Raw genomic sequence first — 14,232 nt, 5'->3', positions numbered from 1 at the left:
CTTCGATAATCTCAATCCGTTCATCCTGAGAAGCCTGCGCACCACCGCGCGCGGCATGATGGATCAAGCCTTTGGCAATCTTGTCTTCGAGCCGTTGATGCAGCGCAACTACGACGAGGCCTTCAGTCTCTACGGCCTGCTCGCCGATACCGCCGACATGGATCCCGAGCGCAAGAGCATCGAATTCCACCTCGATCCCAACGCCAAATGGTCGGACGGCGAGCCGGTGACGCCGGAAGACGTGTTGTTTACCTATGACGTCTTCACCGAGAAGGGCCGGCCACCTTACAGCCAGCGAATGAAAGCGATTGCCAAGCTCGAAAAGACCGGCGAGCGCAGTGTGCGCTTCACCTTCAACGAAAAGGCGGACCGCGAATTTCCTTTGATCATTGCGCTGACGCCGATCATCCCGAAACACGCCTTCAACAAGGACACCTTCGACAGGACGACGCTGAAGCCGGTGATCGGCAGCGGGCCTTATACCGTGGCGCAAGTCGTGCCCGGTCAGCGCATCGTGTTCAAGCGCAATCCGGACTATTGGGGCAAGGACGTGCCGTCCAAGCGCGGCTTCGACAATTACGACCAGATCACCATCGAATATTTCCTCAACGCCAACGCCAAGCAGGAAGCGTTCAAGAAAGGCATCTGCGCCATCGACGACGACAGCGACCCGGTCAAGCGCGAGCGCGATCTCGATTTTCCGGCCTTCCACAGGGGCGAGGTCATCGCCGAAAATTTCGATACCGGCATTCCGCCGGTGGTCAACGGGTTCCTGTTCAACACGCGGCTGCCGAAATTTTCCAATCCGGTCGTGCGGCGCGCGCTCGGCATGCTCTACGATTTCGAATGGGCCAACAAGAACCTGTTCGGCGGCAAATATACGCGCACGATGAGCTTTTGGCAGAATTCCGAACTGTCCGCGCTGGGCCACCCGGCCAGCGAAAAGGAAAAGGCCCTGCTGGCCCCCTACCCCGGCCGCGTGCCCGCAGATGTCATGGACGGCACCTACAGGCCGCCCGTTACCGACGGCTCCGGCCAGGATCGCAAGGTGCTGAAGGCGGCATTCGAGCTGCTGAAGAGCGCGGGCTATACGGTGCAGGACGGCGCAATGCTCGATCCCGAGGGAAAGCCGTTCGGTTTCGAGATCCTGACCGCCTCGCAGGACGAAGAGCGACTTGCCGCTATCTATCAGCGCACCCTTGAGAAGCTCGGCATCGATGTCGGCATCCGCAGCCTCGACGGTGATCAGATCCAGTCGCGCAAGCAGCGTTTCGATTTCGAGGTGCTGGTCGGCTCGACCGGTTTCAACAACTCGCTGTCGCCCGGTATCGAGCAAACCGGGCGGTGGGGATCCGCTGCTGCCAAGGCCGAAGGCTCGTTCAACCTGGCGGGTGTCGCCGACCCCGCAGTGGATGCGGCGATCGAGGCGATGCTGAGAGCTCGTTCGAAGGAGGACTATGTAGCGGCCGTCCGCGTTCTCGACCGGCTGCTGATCTCCGGCAATTACATGGTGCCGACGCAGCACAACAACCAGCAATGGCTCGCTTATTGGAACTATCTGGAACATCCGCAAAAGACGCCCATATACGGTTATCAGTTGCCGACCTGGTGGCGCAAACCGAGGTGACCTCTTCACAACAGGAGATCAAGATGAACGACGAGAGCTCGATTACCGTCGATGTGGTCTCCGACGTCGTGTGTCCCTGGTGCTTTATCGGCCAGAAACGGCTCGACAAGGCGATTGCCGCCGTCGATATCGACGTTCACATACGCTGGCGGCCCTTCCAACTCGACCCAACAATCCCGCCCGAAGGCAAGAACCGCCGCGACTATATGGTGGCGAAATTCGGCAGCGAGCAACGCATCCGCGAAATCCATGCCCGGATCGAACCGCTGGGCGAGGCTGAAGGCATCTCCTTCGCATTCGACGCCATCAAGGTCGCGCCCAATACGCTGGATGCGCACCGTCTCATTCGCTGGGCCGGCACGGCCGGCGAGGCCATTCAGAACCGGCTGGTGCGCCGGCTGTTCCAGCTGAATTTCGAGGAAGGCGCCAATCTCGGCGATCATGCCGTGCTGATCGAAGCCGCCCGCGAGGCCGGCATGGATGCGTCCGTGGTCGAAACGCTTCTGCCGACCGACGCCGATGTAGAGGCCGTGCGCACCGAAATCGCCACCGCTTCGCGCATGGGCATATCGGGTGTGCCGTGCTTTCTGCTTGAAGGCAAATATGCGGTGATGGGTGCCCAGGACGCCGATACGCTCGCCGATGCACTCCGCCAGGTCGCCGCGGCCAAGGCACGCGGCGAACTGGAAACAGCGAACTGAGTCGGACTATTTCACGGTCACCTTGGCCTTGCTGACGAAAAAGCCATGGCCATGCTTGCCGGTGCAGGTCAATCCCTTGGTGGATGACTGGCAGGAAAATGGCCCCTTGCTCCAGCTGTTGCCGTAGGCCAGCCTGGTGACGCCGCCGCAGCAGCCTTGCTCGCCCGGATTCTTGATCAGCGTCGCCGGGCCTTTCGGGCCGAGGATGATCGTGACGTAGCTGGGCTCGACGCGCGAACAACTCAGTTCCGGTCCGCCATCCTGTGGCTCGTAGGTGCTGGTGCCGCCGTTCGGCGTGTAGATGCAGCCGATATTGCCGGACGGCGTGTTGAACTCGATCTGTCCCTCGGCATTTGCGGGAACGGTCTGGCTGCCGGCATATGTTTGCGGCAGCCAGAAAAATGTTGCGAGCGTCGCGACAAAAAATGTCCGTGCAAGCATGGCGAACTTCCCCCCGGTTCAAACCTGGATGCGTCCGGCAGGTTCAATCCGAAGCGCGTGTTTGTCAAACGCGGTTTGTGCGCGCTCTTAAAAAGGCACGGGCCAATTGATAGATCTTCATCCCGGACTGTGTCGGCAAAGTCATTGCTTGGCCGACTACGGGTCCTGACAAGGCGGCTTCAACCACGAATCATACGTCACGTTCTGGCCGCCGACGAGGCCGGACTGGCCGTGAAGGCGGTTCAGGCTGTGAAGATCGGCCGCTGGAAGGCGCTTCTATGTTCACAAAGCTGTGTGAAGACCTTCCCTTGGGGAAGATCTCTACTTGCTCGGGCGCAGGCAAGTAACTATTTGAAATTGCGTTGGTATTCCGCCCCTCGAAACGTGACGGCACAGCGCCGTGATCATTCATTCTGTTGCTCCACTGCAACGGCCGGCAAGCTAAGCCACCTGCGACTGGTGAAAAGCTAATGGAAAATGATCAATTGGTGTTACTGTCCGTAACAAAAGAAAAATCGTTTGGGCGGGATAGTGATTCGGGTCGATAGACCAACGCGACATTCAATATCGGAAAAATGGCTCCGCGGTGCCGCAAGGCAGTCGCCCCTGACGCCCGTATCGTCGATGCGCAGCTTCTGGGGGCTGATGCGGGTCTACTGGTTCTCGGACCGCTGGAGGGAAGCCTGGACGCTGACGCTGGTGATCGCGCTGATCATCGCGCTGTCCAGCAAAGCCGACGTCTGGTTTACGGTAGCTGGGGCTGAGCTGGCGACTTCGATCGCTTTTTTCCACGATGCCGCGAACACGACGCCACTCAAGACAATACTGACCAACGCCGGTTGGCTGGTGCTGCTGGTCCTGCTCAAGGACTTGGTTATTGCCGGCATTCACAACCTGGTTTCCAAGACATTGCATCGCAAATGGCGTGGCTGGCTGGACAGCCGATTCAACGAGGCCCTGCTCGACTCTAACCATACGCATTTCCATGCCCAGCATGGCTCTTCCGGGAATGCAGCTCCCGACAATATCGACCAGCGCGTGCAGGAATCCATCAAGGCCATGACTGGCGGAGCCATCGGGCTTGCTTCGGGTGTGCTAAGCGTCTTCGCTTCGTTCTACTTTCTCGGTGGCGAATTGCTGAAAAACTCTGTCGAGGTGAAGGGCCTGGAGTTTCTCGGCAGCTACGGCAGCGCCGTCCTTGCTCTCCTGGCAATCGCTGTGTATGTGCCGTTCAACACCTGGATCGCATTGAAACTCGGCCGAATGCTGGAGTGGCTAAACGTCAGAATGCAGCAGGCCGAAGGCAGTTACCGCAGCGAGTTGATCACATTCCTGCGCCGCAGTTTTCATGTCGCCGCATCGCAGGGCGAGAATGTGCAGAAGACTGTAAACAGCCAGCGTTATGCCGACATTGACCGTACCTGGGCCAGACTGAACATCGTCAATACTGGCTACGCCTCGTTCGAGCTGATCTATAATTTCATCGGTGCCAAGATTGTCGCTTTCGGGCCAGGGCTCGTGCCCTTCATCCACAACGGCCTCGACCTCAAGGGTTATCTGACAGCTTCCGGCCAGGTCGATAAGCTGATCAGCAACTGTTCGTGGTTCATCCATGTGATGCCGGACATCGCCACCTTGCGCGCCAACAGCCAGCGCGTCATCGAATTGGCGCAGGCAATCGAGAACGTGCAGCAGCCACAGGAATTCTATCAGCAGACCGGCCGGTCCGACTTCCGCTACGACCACCAGAACCCGGTTTTCGGACTGACCATCCAGAAGCTCGAACTGGCGCATCAGGGCGAGGACGCAACGCCCTTCCTGAGTGCCGCGAACTTGCGCTTCCGGCGTGGCGAGTGGACTTTCCTCAAGGGCGAATCCGGTTGCGGCAAGACCTCGCTCGTCAAGGCGATCAACGGCCTGTGGCCTTATGGCCGCGGCACCATCGTCTTCCCGGAAGGGGTCAGGAGTTTCTACGCCGCCCAGGAGGTGAAGCTGCAGCAGGTTTCGTTGAAGCAACTGGTCTGCCTGCCTGGTTCCGAGCATGATTACGCCGACATGCAGGTCGCATCCGCCCTGCACAAGGCCGGCCTCGGCGATTTCATCGAGCATTTGGCCGATGAGAGCCGTGAAGGAAAGATCTGGGATCAGGTTCTCTCGGGTGGGCAGAAACAGAAGCTGGTTGTCGCCCGCATCGTGCTGCAGCAGCCGGGATTGCTGTTCCTCGATGAAGCCACCGGCGCGCTCGACCCCGATGGACGGATCGCCTTCCACCAGGCGATCAAGGACAATTGCCCTGATGCAACCGTGATCTCGATCATGCATGAGGCGACGCCGCCGAGATCGCTCGCGGGCACCGAATTCTACCACAGCGTGGTTGCGATCGCCGACGGCGTCGCTACCAAGAAGCCGCTGGTTCCGAGCTTGCCGGTAGAGCTCACCACCATCCTCACGCAGCCGACACGGCCGGCCGAGGACAAGTGGCTGCGCTTTCCCCGCCGGCTGAAGCAGAGATAGCCGCGGCACCACTGCCGGCATCCAGCCACTGCCACGTAGCCCGATCACAGTCTCGCGATCCGCCGGTTTGCCGCCGTTTTAACCCGCTCTCGCGATTGACTCGGCAAGGCGCGCTCCTATGTTGCGCCGGCTTGCAGAATCTCAACTCGAACCCGCGAGCAGAAAGGTCACCGCGCCATGCCTGGCGACAGTCACAGTCGAACGCAACCGCCGTCCGCTTGACGTGACCTGACAGGCTCACGTCCTGCCGGACGGCAAGGAGTGAGCCATGAACGAGTTTTCCCCTGTCGCGGGCGGCGATGCCATCGCCATCGCTCGCGTACTTGCCAACGAACACGTCGCCGACATCGTCGAGGCCTTGAACCAGGAGCCCCGCGAGACGGCATCGGAGCTGCTTTGCGAAGTGCCGTTCGGGCGGCTGGTCGAGATCTTCGACCAGCCTGAACTCGACGGCGCATCCGAACTGGTCGAGGCGCTGCCCCGCATCAAGGCAGGCAGACTGCTTGCCGCCATGTCGGTCGATCGCGCCGCCGACATACTGCGCGATCTGAACGAGCCGGCTCGTTCCGAACTGCTTGGTGGCCTGGCGCCACCGCTGCGCGCGACGCTGCTTGCCATTCTCGGCTATCCCGAAGGCAGCGCCGCCTCGCTCATGACGACCGAATATGTCAGCGTGCCGCCGGACTGGAGCGTGGCCCGCACGCTGGATTATATCCGCAAGGTGGAGCGGACGCGCGAAACCGTCTACGCGATCTACATCGTCGATCCGCAAACGCATGTCCTGTTGCGCTCGACCAGCCTGCGTCGACTGATCGCTGGCGGGCCCGACGAGCTGATCATGGCAATCGCGCCGGATCGTGCGCCTGTCACCGTTTCACCGCTGACCGACAGTGAAAAGGTTGCTCAGCTGATCTCGAAATATGATCTGCTCGCCGTTCCGGTCGTGGACAACGGCAAACTGCTCGGCATCGTTACCATCGACGATATTATCGACACGATGATCGAGGAAACGACGGAGGATGTGCATCGTTTCGGCGGCATGGAGGCTCTCGACGAGCCGTATATGAAGATGGGCTTTCTGGCGATGATCCAGAAACGCGCCGGCTGGCTGTGCGCGCTGTTTATCAGCGAGATGCTGACCGCCAACGCGATGCAAAGTTACGAGGGCGAGATGGAAAAGGCGATCGTGCTGACGCTATTTATTCCATTGATCATGAGCTCCGGCGGCAATTCCGGCTCGCAGGCGACCTCGCTCGTCATCCGGGCGCTGGCACTGCGCGAGATCGGCCTTGGCGACTGGTGGCGGGTGGCATTGCGCGAGCTGCCCACCGGCCTGGTGCTTGGCTCGATTCTTGGCGTGGTCGGCGTCTGCCGCATCGCGCTCTGGCAGTATCTCGGCTTCTACGACTACGGCCCGCACTGGCCGCTGATCGCAATGACGATCGGCGCCACGCTGGTTGGCATCGTCACCTTCGGCTCGCTGTCTGGATCGATGCTGCCGTTCGCCCTGAAGCGCATGGGCTTCGACCCGGCCAGCGCATCGGCCCCGTTCGTCGCCACGCTGGTCGACGTCACCGGGCTGGTGATCTATTTTTCTGTGGCGCTGGTGATCCTGGGCGGAACGTTGCTGTAAGAAAACTCACGCTCTTCCATCGCGGCAATTTCGTTGCCGCGATGGGTTGTCGTCGCGTCAGACGCGCTCACCATCTCTCACCCGGTAAGTCGGCTTGTACATGGTGACGAGTTCTTCCGCGGCGGTCGGATGCACCGCCATGGTGCGATCGAAATCATCCTTGGTCAGGCCGGCCTTCAGCGGTATGCCGAGAAGCTGCGCCATTTCGCCGGCATCCGGCCCGAGAATGTGGGCGCCGAGGACCTTTTTCGAGGCGCCGTCGACGACCAGCTTCATCAGCATCTTTTCGTCGCGGCCGGAAAGTGTGTGCCGCATCGGCCGGAAGGTGGCGCGGTAGATTTCAACATCCGGAAAGCGCTTTGCCGCCTCATCCTCCGACAGACCGACCGTACCGATCTCGGGCTGCGAAAAGACTGCGGTAGCGATCGTGTCATGGTCGGGCGCCGTCGGCTTGTCCTTGAAGGCGGTCTCGACGAAGCACATCGCCTCGTGGATTGCCACCGGCGTCAATTGCACGCGATGGGTGACGTCACCGATTGCCCAGACGTTGTCGATGTTGGTGCGGGAGTATTCGTCGACGTGGATTGCCCCGGTTTTGGTCATCTCGATGCCGACGCCTTCCAGGCCCATGTTCTCGGTATTGGGAATGCGGCCGATGGCGAGCATGACCTGGTCGACCGTCAGCACCGTGCCACCGGTGACAAGCGCGTCGAGCCGGCCGTCAGGCCGCTTCCTGACCCACTCGGACACGGCGTGGCAGAGGATTTTTATCCCTTTCTTTTCCATCGTGTCGTGCAGCATGCGTCTGAGGTCCATGTCGAAACGGCTGAGGATCTCCTTGCCGCGGTAGACCAGCGTCGTGTCGACGCCGAGGCCGTGAAAGATGTTGGCGAATTCGACGGCGATATAGCCGCCGCCCTCGATCATGATTGCCTTCGGCAGTTCCTTGAGGTCGAAGGCCTCGTTGGAAAAGATGCAGTGCTCATGGCCGGGCAATGCCGGATGCGGTGCCGGTCGCCCGCCGGTAGCGATCAGGATCTGGTCGGCGGTAACGGTGCGATCCTCACCGAGAAGATGCACCACATGCCGATCGACCAGGGTGGCGCGCGAATGAAAGACCTCGCCGCCGGCGCCCTGCACGTTCTTCTTGTAGATGGCCTCCAGCCGGCTGATTTCGCGGTCCTTGTTGGCGACCAGCGTCTGCCAGTCGAAACGCGCCTCAGGCACCGTCCAGCCATAGCCGGCGGCATCGGCGAAATGCTCGGGGAATTGCGAGGCGTAGACGTAGAGCTTCTTCGGCACGCAGCCACGGATCACGCATGTGCCGCCATAGCGGTATTCCTCGGCGATGCCGACCCGCTTGCCGAGTGCCGCCGCAACGCGCGCCGCCCTCACTCCGCCGGAGCCGCCGCCGATGACGAAAAGATCGTAGTCGTAACCGGCCATGGCTGAACTCCTTGCCCCTCAAACCCCGAGACAGGTAGGCTGCCGACTATCAAAAGAAAAGCCCGGATTTGCCGGGCTTTTGGTCCAGTGGCGGTCAGGCGGCTCGGAAGTCCGCAATCAATTCGGTGTAGCGTCCGCGGGAGCTGCGCCATCGGCCGGAGCGGTACCGTCGGCAGGCGCAGCCGGCGCCTTGGCATTCGCCGCTGCACCCAGGGTCTCGCCGACCTGCTGGGCGAGATCGCGAGCCAGGCCGTTCTGCCAGATCTCGGCAGCCTTCACCAGTTCGCGCGTCACGATCGGGCCGTTGTCGAGCAGCTTCTTGCCGGAATCGGAATTGTAGAAGGCGGCAATTTCATTGAGTTCCTTTTCCGAGAACACCTTTGCATAGGCGAGCGCCGCTTCCTTTTCCAGGTCGGCGCGGCGCGATGCCAAGGCCATCGCCTTCTCGTTGATCGTCTTGGCGATCAGTTCCTGCATGTCCGGGTTCTTCTGGATCATCTGCTGCTCCAGTGCCGCGGCTGCTTGCGGCAGGATGCTGTCGAACGTATCCGTCGCATGGATCGCCGCGACGGCGGCGCGCGCCGCCTTCAAATGCGCATCGGTGACGTCCTGCGAAAACGCAGGCGACGAAAACGCGAAAACGGCCGAGGCCGCCAGAATGGCAAAAAAGCGGCCAACCCGGTTATGCAACATCATGATCGGTAAAACTCCCTGATTTTCGGGCGGCATGGACGGTTTGAATGCCGTCGCCGCCGGCTATGATGGCCGTTGATGCCAGCCCGATGAAAAGACCATGCTCGACCACGCCCGGAATGGCGTGGAGAGCATTCGAAAGCGCTCTTGTATCCGGAATGCGGCCAAAAGATGCATCGAGGATAAAATGGCCGCCGTCTGTAACAAATGGCTGGCTCCCCGTCATCCTCAATGTAACAGGGCCGGAAAGGCCAAGGTTTGCAGCCGCCGCGCCGACCGCAATTTCGGTGGCGCGCAGGCCAAATCGGTTGACTTCGATGGGCAGCGGAAAACGGCCGATCATCTCGACCATCTTGGAGCTGTCGGCGATGACGATCATGCGGGCGGAGGCCGCCGCGACGATCTTTTCGCGCAGCAGCGCACCGCCGCCGCCCTTGACCAACGTCAGCGCCGGATCGATCTCGTCGGCGCCGTCGATGGTGAGGTCGAGCTCGGGGGTTTGCTCGAGGGTGGACAGCGGCACACCAAGCTCGGTGCAAAGGACGGCGGTGCGCTCCGAGGTCGGCACGCCGATGACAGTCAGGCCGGTGGCGACCTTGTCTGCGAGCAGCCGCACGAACTCGTCCGCCGTCGTGCCGGTGCCGATGCCGAGCCGCATGCCATCCGTGACATGGGCAAGCGCTGCCCGCGCGGCCTCAACCTTCAATTGCCTCGCATCCATGCCGGGTCCCGAGATTTGTTTCGGCGCTCGTAGCATTTTTGCCGGGCTGGTCAAAGGACCTTGCCCGCGGTGGATAAGCCGTCTTGCCTGAACGGGCCGCAGCGGTTATCGCCTGCCGGCAATCAAATCGTCACAGGACAGGCCATGACCCGACCGATCATCGTGTTCGACCTCGACGGGACGCTGATCGACACGGCGCCGGACCTGCTCGACAGTCTCAACCACAGCCTTGCCGCCAGCCAGCTCGCGGCCGTCGACGAAGCCGGCTTTAGGCGCTTCGTCGGCCATGGCGGCCGGGTGATGATCGAGCGCGCCCACGCAGCGCAGCACAGGTCGCTGGCAGTGGAGGAGCACGATCGCCTGCTCAAGCTGTTTCTGGACCATTACACCGTTAACATCCCCGGCAAATCGCGCCCCTATCCCGGCGTCCCCGAGGCGATCGCGCGGTTCGAGGCGGCCGGTTACCTGCTGGCCATCTGCACCAATAAATACGAGGCCAATTCGGTGGCGCTGATCGAGGCGCTCGGTATGACCAGGCATTTCGCGGCGATCTGCGGTCAGGATAGTTTTCCGTTCCGCAAGCCCGACCCGCGCCATCTCACGCAGACCATCGCGCGCGCCGGCGGCGACCCGCACCGTGCACTGATGGTCGGTGATTCGCAGACCGACATCGACACGGCGAAAGCCGCCGGGATTCCGGTGGTGGCAGTCGATTTCGGCTACACCGACCGTCATGTGCGAGAGTTCGAACCGTCGGCGGTGATCTCGCATTTCGATTCGCTGACGCTCGATCTGGTACAAGGGCTGATGGCCGCGGCAGAAGGCTAAAAGCTGCCCATAGGGCGGACCGCCAAATGCCGACCGACAAGTGGTTGACTTAGCAGGCCGGCCTCCCTTATATCGCGGCGCGCTTGGCCTTCGGGCAACGAGCGGGCGATTAGCTCAGCGGGAGAGCACACCCTTCACACGGGTGGGGTCGCAGGTTCAATCCCTGCATCGCCCACCATCTGCTTTCCTGAATCAATTCCAAGCCGGAGCGGCTAGCAGCTGCAGGTCGCCCCCTCGCCGCCAAAATTCTTTTGGGCGAAATTCAAAGCGCTGCTGTAGCTCGTATAGCTCTGGAACTGGCAAACGTTGGAGCCGGCCCGCACCTTCATCTGCTCGATATCCCAGAACGAAACCTCGATGCGGTCGTCGGCGCAATAGACCGTATAGCGTTCAGGTTCCAGCGCCTCGGCTTTCTGGACAGGCATCGAAATGGCCGGAATGGAAAATATGAAAAGTACAAATATGATGGCATGATGCATTTGCATGTAGCCCCCCCGAATGACCGCCGGCACTATTATGGCCGCGATGTTGAGGCGACGCATCATGATTTTAAGCGACCTGCCTTTCTTTCGGCGGCCATAAATCAGGTACGGCCGGCGCCTCCTTGTAGCGCAACGCTCCGCGATCCCGGAACAAACCTGCATGGAAACGAGTTTCTGCTCATCGAAATGTGAGGGAAAGCCATGTCCAGACTTGTTTTGGCGGCCGCCGTGCTGCTTGTCGGCGGATCGGCCTTTGCCGCGGACGAAAATCCGGTGCCGCCGCAGAATGCCAAGAAGCTGTCGGAAATCATCGCCAAGGTCGAGCAGCGCGACGACTTCCGCTACATCAAGGAAATCGATTGGGACAGCGATGGCTACACCGTCATTTATTACACGAGCGACAAGGCCAAAGTTGAAATCACCTATGACCCGGTGACAGCCGCGCCGAAATGAAGCTGGCCGCCAACGGTCCAGATTCTAAAAAATGGCGCGCCTCGAAGGCCCCCGGCCTTCGGCACACGCTTGCGTAGACATGACTTTGATGGCTGACTGGGTGCTATCATTGCGCGCGGGGGTGGGCATGGCGACGGTAAAGCACGTATTGAAACGCTTTCTGATGATGCTCGCGGGTTATTTCATAGCGGTACTGGTTGGGCTGATCGCGGTGGCGGCGATCTATGGCGGGCTGAGTTCGCTGCCAAATGCGCCTAATTATTTCGACGTCATGGGTATCACCCCCGTTGCGGTGCTGCTGTTGCCGCCGCTCGGCATGTTCATCTATTTTCTGACGATCGTGCTGACCGGCCTGCAGACGCTGATCTTCGCACTGATTGCCGAGTTTTTCTCGCTGCGCAGTTTTTGGCTGCACATGGTCTTCGGCGCGGCGGCCGCTGTTGGCGGCTTCGCCTTGATCTGGCCCAGTGTACCGGATGACACGAACCCGGAGCGCTGGGCCGATATCGGCATCATTGCCGCCGCAGGCATTGTCGCGGGCCTGGTCTATTGGCTCATCGCCGGACGCGATGCCGGTTTCCGGCGTCCGCTGTTTCAGCGCTAGAACCGCATTCGTCAGCTTGCCGGCGAACGCACCGCTTCCGTGCTGTCGAGCGCCTGCTGCAGCCTTGTATCGCGGCCGTAGACGTCGTTGAAGTATTCGACCTTGCCGGACAGGTCCGGCCACGCGGTGAAATAGGCGACATAGACCGGGATCTTGCGTGTCACGTCCTCGGTCGAATGTCCGTGTTTCAGTTTGTCCTCGATGTAGTCGACCGAGGTGCCGAGCACGGCAGCGGCCATGCCGCGCGGATCCTGCAAGCGAACGCAGCCATGGCTGAGCGCACGCATGTCGCGCTGGAAAAACGACTTCTGCGGCGTATCGTGCATGTAGATTGCATGCTTGTTGGGGAACAGTATCTTCAGCTCGCCCAGCGCATTGGCCTCGCTTGGCAGCTGGCGCACGCCGTAGGGTATCTTTGCGCCGTAGGCGCCCCAATTGACCGAGGACGAGGGAATGCGCTTGCCGCGGGCATCGACCACCTCGTAGCCGGCGCGGTCGAGATAGCCAGGATCCCGGCGCAGCCGCGGCAGCATCTCGTTGACCAGGATCGATTGCGGCACGCCCCAGTAGGGATGGAAGTCGACCTGCTCTATCTGGTCATAGAAGAAAGCAGTCTGGTTGGTGGGCCTGCCAACCACGGCGCGTGTCTTCAGCTTCTCCTCGCCATCATCGATATAGCTCGCGGTGAAAGCCGGCTGGTTGATGAAGACGCGCGGGCTGCCAAGGTCGGAAGGCAACCAGCGCAATTCTTCGAGCGCAACCCGAACCTTCTGAACTTTGTCGGCCTTGGACGTTCCGGCCAACGATGCAACGGTACGCGGGCCGATGACGCCGTCGCCTTTCATGCCGGCCCGTTTCTGCACCGCCTTGATCACCGGCACCAGCTCCGGATCGTAGACCTCGCTGGTAGCGAGCCTCGCCAGGACCTCGCCATAGGCGCCGCCCATCTCGTCATCGAGATTGCGCGCGATCTTTGTCAAAAGCTTCGGCAGCTCGGGGCTGGTCTGCCCCGGCTTCAACAGCAGATCGGGATCGATGGTGATTTCGTCTTCGGCGCTGGCCTGGAGCGCTTCCAGTTCGACGCGCAGCGCCTGATACTCGGAATTCTGTGGATGCCGTGACTCGAGATAAGTGCGCACTTGCTGGGTATGGGCCAGCGTCTTCAGCACCCCTTCCATGTCGAGCGGCTTCGGCGGAAAATCGTAGTAGCCGGTCATGCGGTTGGGATCGACGCGGCCGCTTTGTGCGTCACGGGCGTAGCGCAGGACACGCGCCGACAGCGCCATCTCGAAGCGGACCAGCTCTTTCAGGCGCTCATCGACATTGCCCGCCGATGTGCCTGCTGCCGGAACTTCAACGGTGTAGTCGGCGGGCGTCAGGCCGTAGCTCGCGGCCTCGCCCAGCACCCGCACGGCATCCTGGGCACGGCTGCTGGGACTGGTTCCCGTCACCCAGATGAAATCCGGATTGGCCGAGTAATAGGCGATCAGCGCCTTGGCGACGTCCTTCTCGGCGTAGAGGTCATAGCCGTCGAGGCCGGCAATGGCTTCGCGGAATGCAGCCCCGGTGGCCGCCGGCTCGAAAGCAGCGTCCTGAGGCGTTGCTGGTTCAGGCGCTGCCGACAGTGCCGAAAAATCGACGCGCACCAGCGGATCGCTCTTGTAGGTATAATAGGACGGGCCGCTGATTTGCGCACCACCACCGGAAGCGGCCGGCGCCTTGGGCTTCGGCTTGTATTTTGACGGTGGCGGCGGAAAGTCACTTTTCGGCGGTGCGTGTTTGACGCCGCCGCCGAAAAGCATGTCGAAGAACCCTTGCGCTTCAGCCTTCGGCGCCCCGAAGGCCAGCATTGCCGCGGCCACCGCAAACGGCAGCACGGTTGCTTTGTTTCCAAGGACTTTCATGGATCACCCGCTCCGGTTGAACCGGATCCCGTTCCGCACCGCTTTCACGGTCTCGCCCACCGCATGGCGGATGTAAGGCGTGACTACACTGATTCATACTGATTTCGTTAAGCTTTCATAAATTTCGGAACGTCTGTTGCAGAAGGGTTTCACAAGATCGTGACGGGTCGAGTCAATCCGTCATC

At 61.0% G+C, this 14,232-nt stretch carries 13 protein-coding genes and 1 tRNA gene; 8 read left to right on the top strand and 6 right to left on the bottom strand.

From position 1 onward, the window contains the following. Together NKH93_RS27675 and NKH93_RS27670 are read left to right on the top strand one after the other, a co-directional pair. Positions 1 to 1,627, top strand: a 1,627-nt coding sequence (locus tag NKH93_RS27675) for an extracellular solute-binding protein (protein WP_352973647.1), incomplete at its 5' end; no start/stop codon positions are given. Between the two features lie 23 nt (positions 1,628 to 1,650). Further along, on the top strand, positions 1,651 to 2,328 hold the full coding sequence (locus NKH93_RS27670; protein ID WP_352471875.1) for a DsbA family oxidoreductase: 678 nt from the start codon (positions 1,651 to 1,653) through the stop codon (positions 2,326 to 2,328). A 6-nt stretch (positions 2,329 to 2,334) separates the two neighbouring features. On the opposite strand, the gene NKH93_RS27665 is transcribed toward NKH93_RS27670, so the two are convergent. Further along, a complete protein-coding gene (locus tag NKH93_RS27665) occupies positions 2,335 to 2,769 on the bottom strand; it encodes a hypothetical protein (RefSeq protein WP_352613631.1) in 435 nt (144 codons plus the stop codon). A 624-nt stretch (positions 2,770 to 3,393) separates the two neighbouring features. Between NKH93_RS27665 and NKH93_RS27660 the strand changes: the two genes are divergently transcribed. Continuing rightward, positions 3,394 to 5,283 carry an ABC transporter ATP-binding protein/permease gene (locus NKH93_RS27660; protein WP_352682747.1) on the top strand — a complete coding sequence of 630 codons (1,890 nt, stop codon included), beginning with the start codon at positions 3,394 to 3,396 and terminating at the stop codon, positions 5,281 to 5,283. 268 nt (positions 5,284 to 5,551) lie between these two features. After that, a complete protein-coding gene (gene mgtE, locus NKH93_RS27655) occupies positions 5,552 to 6,916 on the top strand; it encodes a magnesium transporter (protein ID WP_352682750.1) in 1,365 nt (454 codons plus the stop codon). 57 nt (positions 6,917 to 6,973) lie between these two features. On the opposite strand, the gene gor is transcribed toward mgtE, so the two are convergent. The 3 genes from gor to rpiA all read right to left on the bottom strand — a co-directional run bounded on the left by gor (position 6,974) and on the right by rpiA (position 9,776). Then, entirely contained in the window at positions 6,974 to 8,362 is a 1,389-nt protein-coding gene (gor, locus tag NKH93_RS27650; protein ID WP_352682751.1) for a glutathione-disulfide reductase, read from the bottom strand. A 117-nt stretch (positions 8,363 to 8,479) separates the two neighbouring features. Beyond that, positions 8,480 to 9,058, bottom strand: coding sequence for a DUF2059 domain-containing protein (locus NKH93_RS27645; RefSeq protein ID WP_352542027.1), 579 nt, complete (start codon positions 9,056 to 9,058; stop codon positions 8,480 to 8,482). Next, entirely contained in the window at positions 9,045 to 9,776 is a 732-nt protein-coding gene (gene rpiA / locus NKH93_RS27640) for a ribose-5-phosphate isomerase RpiA (RefSeq protein WP_023675034.1), read from the bottom strand. Before rpiA ends, NKH93_RS27645 begins: the two co-directional genes overlap by 14 nt. Positions 9,777 to 9,920: 144 nt before the next feature. Here rpiA and NKH93_RS27635 point away from each other — a divergent pair, with 144 nt between their 5' ends. Continuing rightward, a complete protein-coding gene (locus NKH93_RS27635) occupies positions 9,921 to 10,604 on the top strand; it encodes a phosphoglycolate phosphatase (protein WP_352682754.1) in 684 nt (227 codons plus the stop codon). 103 nt (positions 10,605 to 10,707) lie between these two features. After that, positions 10,708 to 10,782, top strand: a tRNA-Val gene (locus NKH93_RS27630). 34 nt (positions 10,783 to 10,816) lie between these two features. Here NKH93_RS27630 and NKH93_RS27625 read toward each other — a convergent pair. After that, complete coding sequence (locus NKH93_RS27625; RefSeq protein WP_023717618.1) at positions 10,817 to 11,029, bottom strand: hypothetical protein; 213 nt, start codon at positions 11,027 to 11,029, stop codon at positions 10,817 to 10,819. Positions 11,030 to 11,287: 258 nt separating this feature from the next. Here NKH93_RS27625 and NKH93_RS27620 point away from each other — a divergent pair, with 258 nt between their 5' ends. Continuing rightward, the gene (locus tag NKH93_RS27620; RefSeq protein WP_023675031.1) at positions 11,288 to 11,539 is read left to right on the top strand and encodes a PepSY domain-containing protein; all 252 of its coding nucleotides are present in this window, start codon (positions 11,288 to 11,290) and stop codon (positions 11,537 to 11,539) included. A gap of 127 nt (positions 11,540 to 11,666) precedes the next feature. After that, positions 11,667 to 12,143: a hypothetical protein gene (locus NKH93_RS27615; RefSeq protein WP_352682807.1), complete on the top strand. Its 477-nt coding sequence runs from the start codon at positions 11,667 to 11,669 to the stop codon at positions 12,141 to 12,143. A gap of 11 nt (positions 12,144 to 12,154) precedes the next feature. Here the strand turns inward: NKH93_RS27615 and NKH93_RS27610 are convergent, their stop codons facing one another. Then, the gene (locus tag NKH93_RS27610; RefSeq protein WP_352919716.1) at positions 12,155 to 14,047 is read right to left on the bottom strand and encodes a L,D-transpeptidase family protein; all 1,893 of its coding nucleotides are present in this window, start codon (positions 14,045 to 14,047) and stop codon (positions 12,155 to 12,157) included. Positions 14,048 to 14,232 lie beyond the last annotated feature (185 nt).

This window comes from Mesorhizobium sp. M0954 (genome assembly GCF_040319155.1).
GTDB lineage: Bacteria > Pseudomonadota > Alphaproteobacteria > Rhizobiales > Rhizobiaceae > Mesorhizobium.
The sequence above is the reverse complement of the archived record's forward strand: the minus strand, read 5'-3'. Positions and strand labels throughout refer to the sequence as shown.